The sequence below is a fragment of the Sphingomonas sp. GW821-FHT02B09 genome (assembly GCF_059421875.1).
The window spans coordinates 763,073-780,610 of the sequence record NZ_JBWKVV010000002.1 but is presented as its reverse complement, the minus strand read 5'-3'; the positions used below and the strand labels follow the sequence as shown (position 1 = coordinate 780,610).

The 17,538-nt window shown below is 67.8% G+C and carries 14 protein-coding genes and 1 tRNA gene; 5 read left to right on the top strand and 10 right to left on the bottom strand.

Annotation, left to right across the window (positions count from 1 at the left end):
* Nucleotides 1–84: 84 nt before the first annotated feature.
* Together AC07U4_RS11550 and AC07U4_RS11545 are read right to left on the bottom strand one after the other, a co-directional pair.
* The gene (locus AC07U4_RS11550; RefSeq protein ID WP_495195500.1) at nucleotides 85–1,668 is read right to left on the bottom strand and encodes a GH39 family glycosyl hydrolase; all 1,584 of its coding nucleotides are present in this window, start codon (nucleotides 1,666–1,668) and stop codon (nucleotides 85–87) included.
* Nucleotides 1,669–1,735: 67 nt separating this feature from the next.
* A complete protein-coding gene (locus AC07U4_RS11545; RefSeq protein ID WP_495195499.1) occupies nucleotides 1,736–4,846 on the bottom strand; it encodes a TonB-dependent receptor in 3,111 nt (1,036 codons plus the stop codon).
* A gap of 239 nt (nucleotides 4,847–5,085) precedes the next feature.
* Here AC07U4_RS11545 and AC07U4_RS11540 point away from each other — a divergent pair, with 239 nt between their 5' ends.
* Together AC07U4_RS11540 and AC07U4_RS11535 are read left to right on the top strand one after the other, a co-directional pair.
* On the top strand, nucleotides 5,086–7,242 hold the full coding sequence (locus tag AC07U4_RS11540; RefSeq protein WP_052075648.1) for a TonB-dependent siderophore receptor: 2,157 nt from the start codon (nucleotides 5,086–5,088) through the stop codon (nucleotides 7,240–7,242).
* 77 nt (nucleotides 7,243–7,319) lie between these two features.
* Nucleotides 7,320–7,526, top strand: coding sequence for a hypothetical protein (locus AC07U4_RS11535; RefSeq protein ID WP_137897233.1), 207 nt, complete (start codon nucleotides 7,320–7,322; stop codon nucleotides 7,524–7,526).
* A 17-nt stretch (nucleotides 7,527–7,543) separates the two neighbouring features.
* Here the strand turns inward: AC07U4_RS11535 and nhaA are convergent, their stop codons facing one another.
* From nhaA to cpdR, 3 genes are all read right to left on the bottom strand, one after another.
* Nucleotides 7,544–8,707 (bottom strand): Na+/H+ antiporter NhaA, encoded by a 1,164-nt coding sequence (nhaA, locus tag AC07U4_RS11530; RefSeq protein ID WP_495195498.1) that lies wholly within the window; start codon nucleotides 8,705–8,707, stop codon nucleotides 7,544–7,546.
* 199 nt (nucleotides 8,708–8,906) lie between these two features.
* Nucleotides 8,907–8,981 (bottom strand) — tRNA-Val (locus AC07U4_RS11525).
* Between the two features lie 45 nt (nucleotides 8,982–9,026).
* Nucleotides 9,027–9,404, bottom strand: a complete 378-nt coding sequence (cpdR, locus tag AC07U4_RS11520; RefSeq protein ID WP_038667273.1) for a cell cycle two-component system response regulator CpdR — start codon at nucleotides 9,402–9,404, stop codon at nucleotides 9,027–9,029.
* A gap of 96 nt (nucleotides 9,405–9,500) precedes the next feature.
* On the opposite strand from cpdR, the gene AC07U4_RS11515 reads away from it, so the two are divergent.
* On the top strand, nucleotides 9,501–10,355 hold the full coding sequence (locus tag AC07U4_RS11515) for an N-formylglutamate amidohydrolase (protein ID WP_495195497.1): 855 nt from the start codon (nucleotides 9,501–9,503) through the stop codon (nucleotides 10,353–10,355).
* Between the two features lie 185 nt (nucleotides 10,356–10,540).
* Here the strand turns inward: AC07U4_RS11515 and AC07U4_RS11510 are convergent, their stop codons facing one another.
* The 3 genes from AC07U4_RS11510 to AC07U4_RS11500 form a co-directional block, all read right to left on the bottom strand.
* Nucleotides 10,541–11,092 carry a cytochrome b gene (locus AC07U4_RS11510; RefSeq protein WP_495195496.1) on the bottom strand — a complete coding sequence of 184 codons (552 nt, stop codon included), beginning with the start codon at nucleotides 11,090–11,092 and terminating at the stop codon, nucleotides 10,541–10,543.
* A gap of 138 nt (nucleotides 11,093–11,230) precedes the next feature.
* On the bottom strand, nucleotides 11,231–11,992 hold the full coding sequence (locus AC07U4_RS11505; RefSeq protein WP_038663622.1) for a SapC family protein: 762 nt from the start codon (nucleotides 11,990–11,992) through the stop codon (nucleotides 11,231–11,233).
* Between the two features lie 55 nt (nucleotides 11,993–12,047).
* The gene (locus tag AC07U4_RS11500; RefSeq protein WP_495195495.1) at nucleotides 12,048–13,481 is read right to left on the bottom strand and encodes an FAD-binding oxidoreductase; all 1,434 of its coding nucleotides are present in this window, start codon (nucleotides 13,479–13,481) and stop codon (nucleotides 12,048–12,050) included.
* A gap of 64 nt (nucleotides 13,482–13,545) precedes the next feature.
* On the opposite strand from AC07U4_RS11500, the gene AC07U4_RS11495 reads away from it, so the two are divergent.
* Nucleotides 13,546–14,001 (top strand): hypothetical protein, encoded by a 456-nt coding sequence (locus tag AC07U4_RS11495; RefSeq protein WP_495195494.1) that lies wholly within the window; start codon nucleotides 13,546–13,548, stop codon nucleotides 13,999–14,001.
* Nucleotides 14,002–14,266: 265 nt separating this feature from the next.
* Entirely contained in the window at nucleotides 14,267–15,736 is a 1,470-nt protein-coding gene (locus tag AC07U4_RS11490) for a DEAD/DEAH box helicase (protein WP_495195493.1), read from the top strand.
* Between the two features lie 215 nt (nucleotides 15,737–15,951).
* Here AC07U4_RS11490 and AC07U4_RS11485 read toward each other — a convergent pair whose 3' ends face one another.
* On the bottom strand, nucleotides 15,952–16,569 hold the full coding sequence (locus AC07U4_RS11485; protein ID WP_495195492.1) for a glutathione S-transferase family protein: 618 nt from the start codon (nucleotides 16,567–16,569) through the stop codon (nucleotides 15,952–15,954).
* 13 nt (nucleotides 16,570–16,582) lie between these two features.
* Nucleotides 16,583–17,437, bottom strand: coding sequence for a dienelactone hydrolase family protein (locus AC07U4_RS11480; RefSeq protein ID WP_495195491.1), 855 nt, complete (start codon nucleotides 17,435–17,437; stop codon nucleotides 16,583–16,585).
* Nucleotides 17,438–17,538 lie beyond the last annotated feature (101 nt).

Sequence of the window (17,538 nt, the reverse complement as noted above, 5' to 3'; positions counted from 1 at the left end):
GTTTGCCCTGAGCCTGTCGAAGGGCCTGAGTCTCACCGTGCTTCGACACGCTCGGCACGAACGGAGCAAATTGGCGCAACCCGCTCAATTCCTCGACACCACCGGTTCCAGCGTCGCCAGCACCACGTCGTTGCTGCGCATCGGCAGCCGCAGCGTATAGCCGCCATCGCGACCGACCTGAACGACGCGCGCGATCTCCGGCTTGTCGGTGGTCAGCGCCTGCAATTCGGCGATCTGCGCCGGCGTCAGCGTCTTGGGCGAGCCCATCGCCAGATAGCGCGAATGCGCGTCGTTCTTCTGATAGCCGGTCCGGCGCACCGTCACCCGATAGCGCCCCGGCGCGAGATGCGTCAGCCGCAAGTCCGCCGCCGCCGCCGCCGGCGTCGCGGGCAGCATTTTCGTGAAGAACGGGCGGTTGCTCAGCGTCTGCTTGGGCTGCTGCCAGTTCCACACCAGGACGTTGGTCCGCCCGCCCTCGCTCGTCGCCAGCGCCTGCGCGTCGGCGAGCGCGATCTCCGGCCCGCGCAGCGCGTGGAGATATTTGTACGCGAACCACGCCGGCTTGCGGATACCCTCGCGGTTCATCAGCCCGAAGCCGCCGTGGAACGGCGTCGGCGGCGGCCCGGCTTCCTCGAACAGGTCGCTGTAGGTCCAGTAGCTCATCCCCTGCGCGATCCCGCGCGTGGCGAGCAATTTGGTCAGGATATAGGGTGCGCTGACATAGGAATCGTGCACCGGATCGCGCGGATTGTAGCTCGCGCTCCATTCGGTGAAGAACAGCGGCAGGCCGGGAAATTTCGACGCCGCGATCTCCGCGCGGACGCGGCGGACGTCGCCGACGATCGCATCGGGATTGGTCGACAGGCGATTGTCGTCCTCGCCGCGCTCGTCGAGGAAACCGCCGTCGACGCCATAGGTATGCGTCGAGACGAAATCGATCGGCACCTTGCGTGCCGCGGCATAGTCGAGCAACTCGGGCACCCACGCCGCCCCCGCGGTCGCCGGGCCGCCGACGCGCAGGGCCGGGTCGATCGCCTTGATCGTCCGCGCGCTCGATTCGTACAGGCTGAGATAGGCCGCCTTGTCGCCCTTCTCCCAGAAGCCGGCGAGATTGGGCTCGTTCCACACCTCGAAATACCAGCTGCGCACCTCCTCGGCGCCGTAACGCTGGCGCAGGTGGCGGACATAGGCGTCGATCAGCCTGGCCCAGCCCTCGGCCTGCGGATGCGAGGTATTGCCCTTCCAGTAGAAGATCGTCTGGTTCGAGGTCTTGAGCGCGTCCGGCGTGAAGCCCAGCTCGACGAACGGCTTGATCTTGCGCGCGAGCAAGGCGTCGTAGAGCTGGTCGATCTTCGTCCAGTCGTAGACGACTTTGCCGTCGCGCACCTTCACCGTGCCGAGCGCATCGGTGAACACGTCGTGGAAGCGCACATAGCGAAAGCCCAGTTCGCGCACCGCGGTATCGAGCTGCGCGAGGCTGTCCGGCCGGATCAGCGTGCCCGCGAAGTCCGATCCCACCGACAGGTCGAAGGCGCGATCGATCGGCGCGGCCGCACGCGCGACATCGACGTTGATCACCCGTACCGGCTCGGACGCAGGCGCCGCGGACGCTGCCGCGGCCAGACAGAGCAGCGCACCGGCGCCGAGACGGAACGGGAGCGGAGTCATGGCGGTCCTTCGGTTCGGAAGATGGCAGACGCCCCGCCCGCCGGTCGGCGAGCGGGGCGCTGGGTCACTAGAAAGCGAGGCTGATCCCGGTCGAGATGCGGCGATCGCTCTGGAACCAGCTGCGGCCGTACAGCTTGCCGCCCGGATAGCCGCCCATCAGCGTGCGCTGCGTTGCGCCGAGGATGTTGGTGAACTGGACACCGAAGGAGAAATTGTCGGTGACCTTGAACCGCGCCCCGCCGTCGACCGTGCCATAGGCATCGCCATAGACCGGCAGCGCGATCTGGATCGCCTGCCCGGTCGGTCCCGGCGTGGCGTAATAGGTGTAGGTCGGGTTGGTACCGTTGCTGTTGGTCGTCTGCAGGTAGCGCGAGCGCCACGAATAAGCGACGCGGAACGACACCGCCTGCTTCTCGTAGAGCAGCGTGACGTTGGCATTGTGCTTCGACAGGCCGATCAGCGGCGCATCGTTGCGGGTGACGCCGTTGATGTCGCGATACAGATCGCCCGGGTTCTTGCTGTCGATGAACGTATAGTTCGCCTCGAAGCCGAGACCCGACAGCACGCCCGGCAGCATGTCGAGGAACGCACGCCCGCCGACCTCGACGCCCTTCACCGTCGCCGCCTTGGTGGCGTTGATGTAGTCGGTCGCCGCCGCATTGACGTTCTCGGTGGTGCCGTTGGTATACACCACGGTCACCTGCCGCTGGGTCAGCGAATAGATCGGCAGATCGGTCAGTCGCTTGTAGAACGGCGCGAGGTGGAAGGCGGTGCCCGGCCGCGCATAATATTCGAGCGAAATGTCGAAGTTGTTCGACATCGTCGGCTTCAGCAACGGATTGCCCGTATCCGCGGTGAAGTTGGTGAAGATGTTGGGCAGACTGCTGTTACCACCGGTGTTGCCGGGGTTGCTCGTCGTCGCCACGCCGATGCTGCCCGACGCGCGCAATGCGTTGAACGTCGGCAGATCCATCGTGATGTTATAGCCGCCGCGGATCTTGATCTTCTCGTTCGGCGCATAGTCGACGTTGATCGACGGCAGCCAGCGGGTGAATTCCGCCTTGCCGCCGCGGGGAAGGAACGTCTGCGCCAGCGTCAGCGTCTGGCCGTTGCGGATGAAGGTATTGGCGTTCTGCTGGATGTAGCCGCTGCCCTCGTTCTGGATATTGACGACGCGGACGCCGACGTTGCCCGAGATGCCGCCGTCCGGACGGCCGAAGCGCGCCAGCGCATAGGCCGCCTTGGTGATCGTCTTGTTGTCGACCTGATCGCCCGGCAGCACGAAACCGACCGGACGGATCCCCGATCCGCCACCGTATCCGCTTCCCGCAGGCAATGGGCCCGAGGCCGAGCAATCGGATTGCGCGGTGGCCGGGCAGAAGCCCGCCGGCGGCGAAGCCACCAGCCCGGTGCGGTTCGCGACGTAGCGCTTGGCCAGATCCTCGCTCGCGAACATCAGATTGCCCGGCAGCACCGTCTCGCCGCGGAAGAAGTCCTTGAACGCGTGATAGGTCGTGTCGCCCGGTGCGGCATTGGCATAGGTCAGCTGCGGATCGCCGTTCCAGCCGCGGCCCAAGGCGGCCCAGTTATACCCGTTGCCGAGGTCGCGCTCGGTCCGCTCCGCCGCGCGCGCGCCGACCTTGATCGCCTTCAGGAAGCTGTCGTCGAACGAATATTCGGCGTCGAGATTGGCCGAGTCGAGCCGGCCCTTGTTGCGCTCGTTGTGCGGCATCGACGCCGACCAGAAATAGCTTGCCGGATTGGCGAAGCCCGCCTGCGCGGCGGCGGTCGTGGTGATCTGCGGCAGGTCGCCGGTCAGGTCCATGCCGAAACCGGTGCCGAAGCTGACGTCGCGGAAGATGTCGAGCCGGTCGTAGATCTGACGCGAGTCGACGCGCTGCAACGCACCCTTCAGCGACAGGTGGCTGTCGGTCGGCGCATAGTTGAACGCGAGCGAATAGTCGCGGGTGCGCGTGTTGCTGTCGACGAAGCCCTTGTTGCCCGAGCTCGTGACATTGTTGGTGCTGGGGAGGAAGGTGGTGGTGTCGCGGTTGAACAGCGAGCTGGTCTTGGTCAGTACGCCGTTGCTGTCGAAGCTGCTGCTCGCCGGATCGACCGCCAGCGTCTGCGAGCTGACCTGCGCGCCGTAGTCGCTCGACTGGCTCTTGTAGCGTGACTGGAAGAAGGTGCCGCTGAACGTCAGGTCGTCGGTCGGCGCCCACTGCACCGCGCCGTAGATACCGTAACGACGATACTGGAACGCCTCGTCGCCGTAGGTGAAACCGCCGGGAACGTAGTAATCCTTGCCGCTGATGTTCGTCTTGAAATACGGCTCGGTGCGGATGAACTGCGACAGCGAGCTGAACTGGCTGTACGCGACGTCGGCGAGCACGCCGATCTTGCCGATCGGCGTGTCGAACGTCTTGGTCGCGAGCACCGAGGCGACCGGATCGGCCTTCTGCGCCATGTCACCCATGCCGAGCTCGCCGGTCGCGGCCATGTGGAACTTGCCGTTGAAGTCGAACGGCATCTTGGTGCGCAGGTCGATCTGGCCGCCGGTGCCGCCCTCGATCAGATCGGCCGTGGACGCCTTGTAGACGTCGACCGCGGCCATCAGCTCGGGCGTGACGTCGCTCCACAGGATCGCGCGGCCGTTGTTGGCACTGAAGATCTCGCGGCCGTTGAGGCGCGAGGCAACGCCGGTCAGGCCGCGCACCTGCACGCCCGAGCCTTGCACCGAGAAGTGATCGGGATCGCCGAGCGCGGCGAAGCGCACGATCGATACGCCGGAGACGCGCTGCAACACTTCCGTGATGCTATTGTCTGGCAATTTGCCGGCCTCGTCGGCGACGACCGAGTCGATGATCGTCTCGCTGCGGCGCTTGCGCTCGTCGGCGGCCTGCAATGCGGCACGACGGCCGGTGACGACGATCTCATCGCCCGACGGCTGGTCCGCGGGCACCTGATCGGCGGCAGTCGCGGTGCTGGTGAGGTCGCCCGCGGTGGTCGCCGCCTGGCCCGTCGCCTGTGGGATCGCACTCGTATCCGCCTGCGCCAGCCCTTCGGCGAACGCCGGCGATGCGAGCGCAATCATGCCGAGCGCAAGGCTCGAGACACCCGCGCGCAGCGCAGCGTTGAAAGCCGGACGCTTGGCGTCCGTGGTCACGATCCTGGTCATCCCCATCCTCTCCGGCGCCCCACCCGGCGCAAAACTGAATCTCACGCTTTATGGTAGCGCTAGCATTTTCATTAGTGGATTTCGATCTTAGCAGCAATGTCAGACTTAGAACCGTCACGAAATGGGCCCGTTATGTGACTATGATGTAACACCTTTCATTCGCCCAACCCGGCTATTGCTATTCACTTGCAACAGCAGCGCTGGCCGCTAAGAGGCTGGCAACGATCAGGGAGTAGAGAATGACGGCGTTCATCGCGTTGATGGCGGCAAGCGTGGTAGCGGCACCGGTGAGCGATACGGGCGCTGCCGATCCGCAGCGCAGCAGCGACGACATCATCGTCACCGGCCAGCGCAGCGAAGGCAGCGACGATTATGGCGTCAAGGCCCAGCGTACCGCGACCCGCCTGCCGCTCAGCCAACGCGAGACGCCGCAATCGGTCAGCGTCGTCACCCGCGCGCAGATCGAGGATTTCCAGCTCAACGACGTCAACGCGTTGCTCGCGACCGTCCCGGGCGTCAACGTCTTCGCCGGCGAGACCGACCGCGTCTATTATTCGGCGCGCGGCTTCGACATCCAGACCTTCCAGATCGACGGGATCGGCCAGCCCTTTTCGTTCGGCATCCAGACCGGGTCGATCGACACCGCGATGTACGACCGGGTCGAGGTGGTGCGCGGCGCGCCGGGGCTGCTGTCGCCGACCGGCAACCCTTCGGCGGTGATCAACTTCATCCGCAAGCGCCCGTATCATGAGCTCAAGGTCTCCGCGAGCGCGCAATATGGCTCGTTCGACAGCAAGCGGATCGACGGCGACGTCAGCGTCCCGCTCACCGCCGACGGCAGCATCCGCGCGCGTGCGGTCGGCGCGCTGCTCGACACCGACAGCTATATCGACCGTTACAGCCTGCGCCGCTGGACCGGCTATGGCATCGTCGAGGCCGATCTCGGCGCAAACACCGTGATCAGCGCCGGTTACGGCCATCAGGATCATCAGAGCCGCGGTGCGATGTGGGGCGCGATCCCGCTCTATTACACCGATGGCTCGCGCATCGATTTCGCGCGGTCCGCCAATTATGCGCCACGCTGGTCGGGCTGGAACGTCATCGATCGCCAGATCTTCGGCGACCTCACCCACGATTTCGGCAACGGCTGGACCGGCAAGCTGTCGGTGCTGCGCAAGGCGACCAGCGAGAACGACACGCTCTTCTACGTCTATGGCAATCCGGTCCGCGGTGCGCCGGGCGGCATCGACCGGAGCAACCCCGCCGAGGTCAAGGGTATCCAGAGCTACCCCGGCGCCTTCAAGGGCGAAGCGCGCAACCTGACGCTCGACGCCTATATCGGTGGCCCGGTCTCGGTCGGCGGCCGGCAGCACGACGTCATGGTCGGGGTGATGCGCGGCGCCGAACGCTATCGGCAATATTCGAGTTATGATTACAGCCAGGTCGGCTTGTTCCTGCCGCTCGACACCTTCTTCGACGGCAATTTCCCGAAGACGACCTTCCCCACGCCCTACGACCTCAGCCTCGACCAGCATACGCAGCGCGAGACGGTCTATGGCCTCGTCCGCCTCAACCTCGCCGATCCGTTCAAGGTGATGCTGGGCGGTAATTACACGCATGCGACCAGCCAGGGCGTATCCTATCTGGTGCCCACCAATTTCGATGACCGGCGCTTCCTGCCGTTCGTCGGCGCGACCTACGACCTGACGCCGACGATCAGCGCCTATGCGAGCTATGCGACGATCTTCAATCCGCAGACCGAGTTCGACGCACAGAACCGGCTGCTCGCACCGATCACCGGCGACAATCTCGAAGCGGGGCTGAAGGGCGCGTGGTTCGGCGGCCGCTTCAACGCCAGCGCCGCGATCTTCCAGGCGCGCCAGAACAACACCGCAGAGGCCGCCGGCTTCGACACCGCGCTCGGCCGCACCATCTATCGCGGCGTCGACGCCAAGTCGCAGGGCATCGAGGTCGAGGTCGGCGGCCAGCCCGCCGCGGGCGTGCAGGTGACCGGCGGCTTCACCGTGATGCGCGTGCGCGGCGAGAATGACGAACCGGTCCGCACCTTCGTGCCGCGCAACACCGGCCGCCTCAACCTGTCCTACACGCCGCAGGGCCTGAAGGCGCTCAAGCTCGGCGCGTCGGTGCAATATCAGGGGCGCTTCTATTTTGAGCCCGGCACGGTGTCGTCGACCACCGGCCAGCCGATCCGCATCACCCAAAGCAACGTCGCGACGGTCGATCTGTTCGGCCGCTACGCGCTCACCGAGAATGTCGCGATCAGCGCCAATCTGCAGAACGTCACCAACGCCAAATATCTCACCGCGCTGACCTTCGACCAGAGCCGCTACGCCGCACCGCGCGCGATCCTCGGCACGATCAGCCTACGCTATTGAGCGACGGGGCGCAGGCGAACGATGGCACCGCCTGCGCCCCCGGACGTTTTCCCCGGCAGAGCCAAAGGAGATGTCCATTGCCCGATGACAATCACGACAAGCCCGTTCTCTACATTCCCGACAGCCCCAATGTCGGTGCCGCCGATCCCGACGGCGACCCCAACGATCCCAAGCGTGCGGCCAAGGACCAGGCACGCGCCGACGATCTCGCCGCCAAGGTGGCGATCGGCGACGAACTGTCCGGCTATGAGAAGGTCGCCGGCCGCGGCATCGCCCGCGACTGACCGTCTGGCGCGGCGCCTCAGCGCCGCGCTACCCGCAACACGGTATAGCCGGCGATCCCCGACAGCAGCGAACCGATCAGCACGCCGAGCTTCGCCTCGGTCTGCAGCAGCGGCGCATCGGGAAAGGCAAGCAGCGTGATGAAGATACTCATCGTAAAGCCGATCCCGCACAGCAAGGCGACGCCGAAGAGCTGACGCCGCCCGGCATGCGCGGGCATGTCGGCGAGACCGAGCCGGATCGCCAGCATCGCGCAGCCGAACACGCCGGCGACCTTGCCGATCACCAGCCCGCCCATCACCCCGAGCGTCACCGGCGCCGCCAGCGCCCCCGCGGGCAGGTCGAGCAGCGGCACCGCGGCATTGGCCAGCGCGAACACCGGCACCACCAGAAACGCCACCGGCCGTTGCAGCGCATGTTCGAGCCGGTGCAGCGGGCTGGGATCGTCCGCGTCGGACCGTCCCCGGGTGCGCCGCATCGGGATGGTCAGCGCCAGCACCACCCCCGCCAGCGTCGCATGCACGCCAGAGCGCAGCACGAACAGCCAGAGGATCACACCGATCGCCAGATAGACCGACAGCCGCTGCACCCCGCAGCGGTTGCAGCCGATCAGCAGCGCGACCGCCACCGCCGCGCCGGCGAGGTCGGGCCACGACAGGCCGGCGGTATAGAAGATCGCGATGATCAGCACCGCGCCGAGATCGTCGAGGATCGCCAGCGCCGCCAGGAACACGCGCAACGACGCCGGCACGCGCGCGCCGAGCAGCGCGATGACGCCCAGGGCGAAGGCGATGTCGGTCGCCGCCGGGATCGCCCAGCCCGACGCAGTCGGTCCGCGATTGACCGCGAGGAACAGCAAGGCGGGCACGATCATCCCGCCTGCCGCGGCAACCCCGGGCAGCATGCGGCGCGGCCAGGTCGACAATTGCCCGTCGACCATCTCGCGCTTGATCTCCAGCCCGACGAGCAGGAAGAAGACGGTCATCACCCCGTCGTTGATCCAATGGCCGAGCGACAGCGGGCCGATGCCGGCATGCAGCAGCGTGGCATAGCCCGGCCCGAGCGGCGAATTGGCGATGGCCAGCGCGACGACCGCCGCCGCCATCAGCACCAGCCCGGCGGAGGATTGCGCGGCGAGGAAGGCCCGGATCGCGCTGGTCCGTGCGCGGTTGCTGTGGGTCATGCGATCATCGTCCGGATACGGTCGGCAGGCCCGCCCGACGCGAAACCCTGCCCGCTTCTTGCCCGGCGCGCCGCCGGCACCAAGCCGAATGTGACGATGATGAGGTGGAAATTCCGATGCCGCGGCACCGGGAGGCCGAAGTGGCTCTATCCGATCCCTCTGGGGTGGAGGAATGCTGCCGGATAGAGCCAAATCAGGATGGTGGGCGTGGCAAGGATTGAACTTGCGACCCCTGCGATGTCAACACAGTGCTCTACCACTGAGCTACACGCCCGCCGGAGGTGCGCCATTAGCCGGGCTTTTCCGGCCTGGCAAGCGGTCAATTCAATCCGGTGGCACTTCCCGTCTCGAAAACGCGATCGACCTCGGCGACGAGGTCGCGCAGGTGGAACGGCTTGGACAGCACGCGCGCATTGGGCATCTCGCGCCCCGCCTTCAGCGTCACCGCGGCGAAGCCGGTGATGAACATCACGCGCAGCCCCGGCACCAGTTCGGCGGCGCGGCGGGCGAGTTCGATTCCGTCCATCTCGGGCATGACGATATCGGTCAGCAGCAGGTCGAACGATTCGCTCTCCAGCAACGGGATCGCCGCCGTGCCGCGGTCCACCGCCGCAACCGCATAGCCGGCGCGCTCCAGCGCGCGGGTGAGATATTCGCGCATGACTTGATCGTCTTCGGCCAGCAGGATTCGGATCATCGCCTTGTCGGTCTCCATTCGCGCGCCGTCCTATGATCCGCAGTTGTGAAGATTTCCAGCGCGCCGAACGCGGGAACGCGGTAGGACGTGCCATAGATGGACGCATCGTTCGATACGATCGGCGGGTTGGACCGCGACGGTGCGCCGCTCAGCCCGGTGGTCCTGTCCGTGCCGCATGCCGGTCGCGACTATCCGGCGGCGCTGCTCGGCGCGCTGCGGCTGCCGGCGACCGCGCTGACCATCCTCGAGGATCGCTTCGTCGACGCGGTCGCGCAGGGCGCCCGGACGCAAGAGACGATGCTGGTCCAGCGCCGCGCACGCGCCTGGATCGACCTCAACCGCGGCGAGGGCGAACGCGACCCGCGCGTCGACGAGGGCGTCCGCCCGCACGGCCAGCCGGCGCCCTCCGCCAAGGTGCGCAGCGGCCTGGGCCTGGTGCCGCGCCGCGCCGGGGCGGCGGGCGATCTGTGGCGACGGCGGTTCAGCGGAAACGAGGTCGCCACACGGATCGAACAGGATTATCGCCCCTATCATGCCGCGCTCGCCGCCGCGCTCGCCGCGGCGCAGGCGCGGTTCGGCGTCGCGGTGCTGCTCGACGTGCATTCGATGCCGCCGCTCGGCGATCATGCCCGCATCGTGCTCGGCGACCGCTTCGGCCATGCCGCGGCCCAACGCTTCGTCGCGCGGCTGGAGGCGGCCGCGGCGCAGGCCGGCGTGCGCACCGCGCTCAACACGCCATATGCGGGCGGCCATATCCTCGAACGCCACGCCGCCCCCGCCCGCGGCATCCACGCCATCCAGATCGAGTTCGACCGCACGCTCTATCTCGATGCCGCGCTCGATCGTCCCGGTGCCGGCCTGCCCGCTGTCATCGCACTGCTCCAGCGGATGATCGCCGCGGCGGCGGACGAGGCGCTGACCGGCGACGGGATCGCGCTGGCGGCGGAGTGACATAAAAAAACCACCCCGTGCATGAAGCACGGAGTGGCCAAGGTTCAGGGAGGAGACACACTGAAAGTGTGTCATACGGGCCCGCGAAAGGGGGGACACGAGCGCCGTACTTTCATAAAATAGTCGAGCGCCCGATTGGTTCAACCCCCGGCCCGCCAGCCGTTCTTTTTTTCCGTCCGGTTCTTTTACTTGCCCAGCACGGGCGCGATCCGGACGAGGACCGAATCGCGCAGCAGCAGATGGTGGCGCAGCGCCGCGGCGACGTGCAGCACGACCAGCGCGAGCATCAGCCAGCCAAGCAGCCCGTGCGCGTCATGGCCCAGATCGGCGGCGCGGCTGCCGACCGGCAGCAGCGGCACGTCGAACAATCCGAACCAGCTCAGCGGCCGCTGCGGCCCGGGGCCGGGGCCGGAGACCATCATCCAGCCGGTCAGCGGCATCGCGACCATCAGCAGGTACAGCGTCCAATGCGTGGCATGCGCGACGCCCTTCTCCCACGCCGGCGTCCCCGCGGGCAGCGCCGGCGGACGATGCGTCAGCCGCCACGCGACGCGGCCGGCGGTCAGGACCAGCACGGTGATGCCGATCGCCTTGTGCGCCCCCATCAGCGCGCGCAGCGCCGGGATGCCGTCGTGGCCGATGCCGATGACCAGATTGGCGACGACCAGCACCGCGATCGTCCAGTGGAAGGCGATCGCCACCCGCGAATAGCGTTCGCCGTCGATCCGGTTCGTCATAGAGTCCAACCCCTTGCTAGCGGCGGGAACACTCGACCGGCGCGCACGACGGGTCAAGCCATGGCGATGGCCCGGATACGACACGGGCGGGACTCGCGTCGTGCGACCCCGCCCGTGCGATCGGTATGGAAGGAAGGATCAGCCGAACTGCGGCTGCGGCACCTTGTTCTGCTGCGCCTGGCGCGCGAAGATCTCGCGCATCAGCGACAGCGAGAAGAGGTGCGCGTAGAGCAGCGGCAGCATGCCCGATTGCGACATCTTGCGCAGCTGGTCGCCGCGCAGCCCGGCGAGCTTCTCTTCGTTGATCATCTGGAAGCCGCGATAGACGAACGGCTGCTGATTCTCGTCGATCTGGATGGTGACCTCGCCGTCCATCAGCAATTCCTGCTCGCGCAGCTCGTTCATGAACGCCTGGGTGCGGGCGCCGGCCTGTTCGAACTGTTCGGCGAAGTCGAGGATCGCCTTGGTCACCTGGCTCGGCTGGCCGTTCTCGAACAAGGGCTCGCCGTCGTCATAGGCGCCGAGCGCCTCCGAGGTCGGGTCGAAGCACAGCGACAGCTCCTCGGCGTCGGGACGCAGCCGCGCGAGCATATAGGGATAGCGGCGGACATAGGCCGGGACGTAGAAATTGGTCTCGGTCAGCTTGCCGTCGTCGCCCATGAAGACGTTGACGCCTTCGTTGAGGCCCATCAGCGCGAGCGGGATCGCGTCGTCGCCGACCGAGAAGACGATCGGCATATGACGCTGCACCAGCGGGAATTCGTCGGTGGTGATCGGAATCGCATGCTGGCCGACGAGGAACGGCGCGCTGTCCTGCTGGCGGACACGCCAATCGGCATGCGTCTCGCTCGAGAGCGGCTCGAGGCCGTTGTAGAACAAAGGAAGCGGCGCACTGGCCATGGGAACTCTCTCCGTGGTGGATAGTTTGCGGCGCAGCCGCTCGCTGGCCGCTGCTCTATTGGGCCGCAGCCGAGGGTGCAAGCGCCACGAGCTTGCCCGGGTTGAGGATGCCGAGCGGGTCCATCGCCGCCTTGACTGCGCGCAGCGCCGTCAGCCGCGCCGGCGACGACAGCCGTTCCAGCTCGGCCAGCTTCATCTGGCCGATGCCGTGCTCGGCGGCGATCGAGCCCCCCGCTGCGATCACCAGATCGTCGACGAAGCGCGTCACCACCGGCAATTGCTCGCCATACCAGAGCGCGGGATCGGTCCCCGACGCCGCGCGCACGTGGAAATGGATGTTGCCGTCGCCGAGATGGCCGAAGCCGCTCGCATGCGTGCCGGGGAAGCGCGCCTCGCACGCCGCCGCCGCCTCGATCATGAAGCGCGGCATCGCGTCGACCGGCACCGACAGATCGTGCTGCGACGCCGGGCCGAGCGCCCGCTCGGAATCGGAGATCGATTCGCGGATCCGCCAGAAGTCCGCCGCCTGCGTCGCGGTCGCCGCCAGCGTCGCATCGGCGATCAGCCCGTCCGCGAGCGCCTCGCCGAGCAGCCGCTCCATCAGCGCGTCGCCGGCCGGATCGGTAAGTTCGATCAACAGATGCCAAGCCGCCTCCGCCGCCACCGGCGCGCGCAGGCTCGGCACATAAGCGAGCACCGCGGCGAGCGATTCACGCGGCAGGATCTCGAAACTCTCCAGCGCCTCGGTCGCCGCCTGGAAGCGGCGCAGCAGCGTCAGCGCCGCCTGCGGATCGCGCACCGCCGCCCAGGCGGTCGCGCGCACCGCCGGCACCGGCACCAGCCGCAGCGTCGCCGCGGTGACCACCCCCAGCGTCCCCTCCGCCCCGACCAGCAATTGCGTCAGATCGTAGCCGCGATTGTCCTTCTTGAGCGGCGCCAGCCCGTCGTGCACGCTGCCGTCGGCGAGCACGACCTCGACGCCGGCGACCAGCCCGCGCATCGATCCGAAGCGCAGCACCTGCGTGCCGCCGGCGTTGGTCGAGACGAGCCCGCCGATCGTCGCATTGCCCTTGGCGCCGAGCGTCAGCGGAAAGCGCCGGTCGACGGCGAGCGCGGCGTCGTGCAGGTTGGACAGGATCACCCCCGCCTCCGCCACCGCCAGCCCCGCCGCGGCATCGACGCGGCGGATCGCATTCATCCGCCGCAACGACAGGATCAGCGCCGAGCCGTCGGCAGGCGGCGTCGCCCCGCCGACCATCGAACTGTTGCCGCCCTGCGGCACCAGCGGCACGCGATGCCGCACGGCGGCGGCGACGACGGCGGCGACCTCGGCGGTCGAGGCGGGCGCGAGGATCGCCGGCGCCGCGCCGTGGAAGCGCCGCCGCCAGTCGACCAGCCACGGCGCGATCGCGGCGGGATCGGTGACGATCCCCTTGCGTCCCAATACGGGAACGAGCGCGTCGAGCATGGCGGTCTGCGCGGGTGTCATGCCGCGTCCGCTAGGCCAAGTTCATCGCCTGTTCAACGATCCGGACTAAGGGGCGGGGTCTGACATGCTGCATCCCGCATTTCCCATCCTGCTGATCGCCGTCGCGGCGCCCGCCGCCGCCGCGCTCGGCGGCGGCGCGGGCCAGCGCGACGGCACGCTGCTCGCGCAGATGACGATCCACGAGCGCGTCATCATCCGCCTGCCGCGGATGGGCGCGGCGCGCGCCGCCATTCCCGCGCCGATCCGCTACAAGGAGAAGAAGGGGCCGAAATGCGTCGCCGCCGCCGATCTAGGCGGCGCGCTGATCCAGACCCCCGGCGCGGTCGATCTGGTGATGAACGGCGGCAAGCGGCTGCGCGCGCGGCTCGACAAGGATTGCGGCCCGCTCGATTATTACGGCGGCTTCTACCTGCGCCCCGCCGCCGACGGCCAGGTCTGCGCCGGCCGCGACGTGATCCGCATGCGCTCCGGCGCGAGCTGCGGCATCGCGACGTTCAAGACATTGGTCCCGGCGAAGTAGCAAAGTCCTCCCCCGCCAGGGGGAGGTGGCACGGCAAAGCCGTGACGGAGGGGGAGGACAGGACGGGAGCCCGGTAACGAAGCTCCCGCCCCATCCTCCCCCTCCACCACTCGGCTTGCGCCGAGCGGTCCCCCTCCCCCTGGCGGGGGAGGACTTGCCGCACCAATTCTTGACTTTTGCGCCCGAATCCGCAAGCGCCAGCCGCAACGGTATCGCACGCGCGCGTGACCGTGACTTATCCGGACCTTTGCATGAGCCTTTTGGCATGAGCTTCGCCGACCTCGGCCTTTCCGACGAACTGCTCAAGGCGGTCACCGACGCCGGCTATACCGAGCCGACGCCGATCCAGGCGTCGGCGATCCCGTCGGTGCTGATGATGCGCGACCTGATCGGCATCGCGCAGACGGGGACGGGCAAGACCGCCGCCTTCGTGCTGCCGATGATCGACATCCTGTCGCACGGCCGCAGCCGCGCGCGCATGCCACGCTCGCTGATCCTCGAGCCGACGCGCGAACTCGCCGCGCAGGTCGCCGAGAATTTCGAGAAATACGGCGCCGGCACCAAGCTGTCGATGGCGCTGCTGATCGGCGGCGTATCGATGGGCGACCAGATCAAGGCGCTCGAAAAGGGCGTCGACGTGCTGATCGCGACGCCGGGCCGCCTGATGGACCTGTTCGGCCGCGGCAACATCCTGCTCACCGGCTGTTCGATGCTCGTCATCGACGAAGCGGACCGGATGCTCGACATGGGGTTCATCCCCGATATCGAGGAAATCTGCACCAAGCTGCCCAAACAGCGCCAGACGTTGCTCTTCTCGGCGACGATGCCGCCGCCGATCAAGAAGCTCGCTGACAAGTTCCTCGACAATCCGAAGATGATCGAGGTGTCGCGCCCCGCCTCGACCAACCTCAACATCAAGCAGTTCCTCGTCCCCGTCTCCGGCAATGCGATGAAGAAGCGCGAGGCGCTACGCCAGTTGCTGGCGCAGGACGAGGTGCGCAACGCGATCATCTTCTGCAACCGCAAGACGACCGTGCGCGAGCTCAACAAGAGCCTCAAGAAGCACGGCTTCAAGGCGGGCGAGATCCATGGCGACATGGAGCAGGCGCAGCGCATCGCCGAGCTCGACCTGTTCAAGGACGGCAAGATCAACATCCTCGTCGCCTCCGACGTCGCCGCGCGCGGGCTCGACATCAAGGGCGTCAGCCACGTCTTCAACTTCGACGCGCCGTGGCATCCGGACGATTACGTCCATCGCATCGGCCGCACCGGCCGCGGCGGCGCGACCGGCATCGCCTATACGCTGATCACCAGCGAGGATGCCGAGAACATCCAGAATATCGAGAAGCTGACCGGCCAGAAGATCGACCGGCTCGACCTCGGCGCCGCGCCCGAGGCGGAGGCGCCCGCCGCTGCCGCTACCGCCACGAGCGAGGAACCGCGCCGCGGCCGCCGCGACCGCACGACCCGCGGTGAGAGCCGCCGCGACCGCCCCGCGCGCGCGCCGGTGGCGGAGGCTGCACCCGAGGTGGTCGAGGCGCCCGCCGCCGTCGAGGAACCGCGTCGCCAGCCCCGTCAGGAGCGCCGCCCCGAGCCGGAATTCGCGCCGCCGCCGCGCCGCGACATCCGCCCCGACGGCGGTCGTCGCCCACGCCGCGACGAGCGCGACGACGGCCCCGACGACGGCTGGAACGGCCCGATCCCGGAGTTCCTGAAGGCCGTGATCGGGGGATAGCTCCAAATTCCTCCCTCGCTTTAGCGGGGGAGGGGGACCGCCCGGCGTAGCCGGGGGGTGGAGGGGGCGTTTCCGCATACGTCGAGTTCGCCGTATCCTCCCCCTCCGTCAGTGCTTCGCACTGCCACCTCCCCCTAGCGGGGGAGGAATAAGATAATCGCCCCGCCCCACGCCCCGTCCGGTGTGACGAAGTCAGCGGTGCGTCTCTGCGCCCCTCAAGCCGCCGCCGCGATCGCCGCATCGTCCAGCGCCGCCGCCCGCCGGAACCCCTCGCGCGCCGTCAGCCGGGCGACATAATCCTCGAACGCCGCGCGCTTCGGCATCGACCCGAATTGCTGCCCGAACATCACCTGCGATCCGACATAGACGTCCGCCGCGGTGAACCGGTCGCCGGCGATGAACGGATGCGCGCCCACCGCCTGCTCCAGCACGTCGACGACGCGATCGTAATCGCCATAGCCGATCATCCGCTGCTGCGCCTCGCTCGGCACCACGCCCAGCGAGCGGTTGGTCACCGCCGCCTCGATCGGCCCCGCCGCGAAGAACAGCCAGCGGTAATAATCCGCGCGCTCGTCGTCGCGTGGGCCCAGCCCCGCCGCCGGGAACGCCTCGGCGCAATAGGCGCAGATCGCCGCGCATTCGGTCACCGTCTTGCCGCGATGGACGATCGCCGGCACCTTCGCCATCGGATTGACCGACAGATAGGGCTCCTGCTTCATCGTCGAGGCATAATCGAGCACGACGGTGTCATAGTCGACCCCCGCCTCCTCGAGCATCCAGCGTGCGATCCGCCCGCGCGAGCGCGGGTTGGTGTAGAAGGTCAGTTCGGCCATCACGCGGCTCCCGTCACAAATTCTTGGCGAACAGGTCGAGCATCCGCGCCCAGGCGCGTTCGGCCTGCGGCGGGTTGTAGACCTTGCTGTCGATCACGCACCAGCCGTGCATCGCATCGGCATAGACCTCGATCTCCGCCGGCCGTTTCGCCGCGGCGAAGGCCTTGCGCAACGCCACCTTGTCATTGGGGCTGCGCGCATCGTCGTTGCTGGCGATCGCGATGAGATAGCCGCCCGTGAGTTGCGGCACGAGCGTGTGCGGGCTGTCCGGCGCCTCGCTGACCAGCCCCGCGCCGTGGAAGGACGCGCCGGCATGCACCTGCGCCGGCCGCGCCGCGGCGGTGCGCAGCACCATCGGTCCGCCCATGCAATAGCCCGCGCTGCCGATGCCGCGCTTGGTGTCGACCTCCTTCTGCAGGTCGAGGAAGGCGAGGAAGACCTTGGCATCGCTCGTCGTCGCCGCCGCGGTCAGCGCGGCCCGCCACGGCATGATCCGGTCGCGCACCGCGGGCTGGTCGAACGATTCGCCGGCAGCGATGATCGGCGACTTGGCCGAGCGGTAGAATTGGTTGACGACCAGCACCGCATAGCCCGTCTGCGCGAGCCGGTCGGCCATCTTACGGAACACCGGCCGCAGCCCCATGATGTCGGGCCACATCAGCACCGCGGGATGCTTGCCCGCGCTCGGCGCGGTGAAATAGGCGTCGCACTGCCCGTCGGGCGTGGTGATGACGACGTCGCGCCCGGCGATCGGCTTGGCGTCCGCAGGCGCCGGCAGCACCAGCGCCGCGCCCACCGCCCCCGCCGCCAACCCGAGCTGCCGCCGCGTCAGCCGGGCGTCGTCCTCGACGGTAAGTTCGTCGCACATGCCTGCTCTCCCAATGCTTTGGGAGAGGCTAGCGCAGCGCGGGACAAGGTACCAGTCTCCTGTCCGTTCGCCCTGAGCCTGTCGAAGGGCAAACGGAGGAA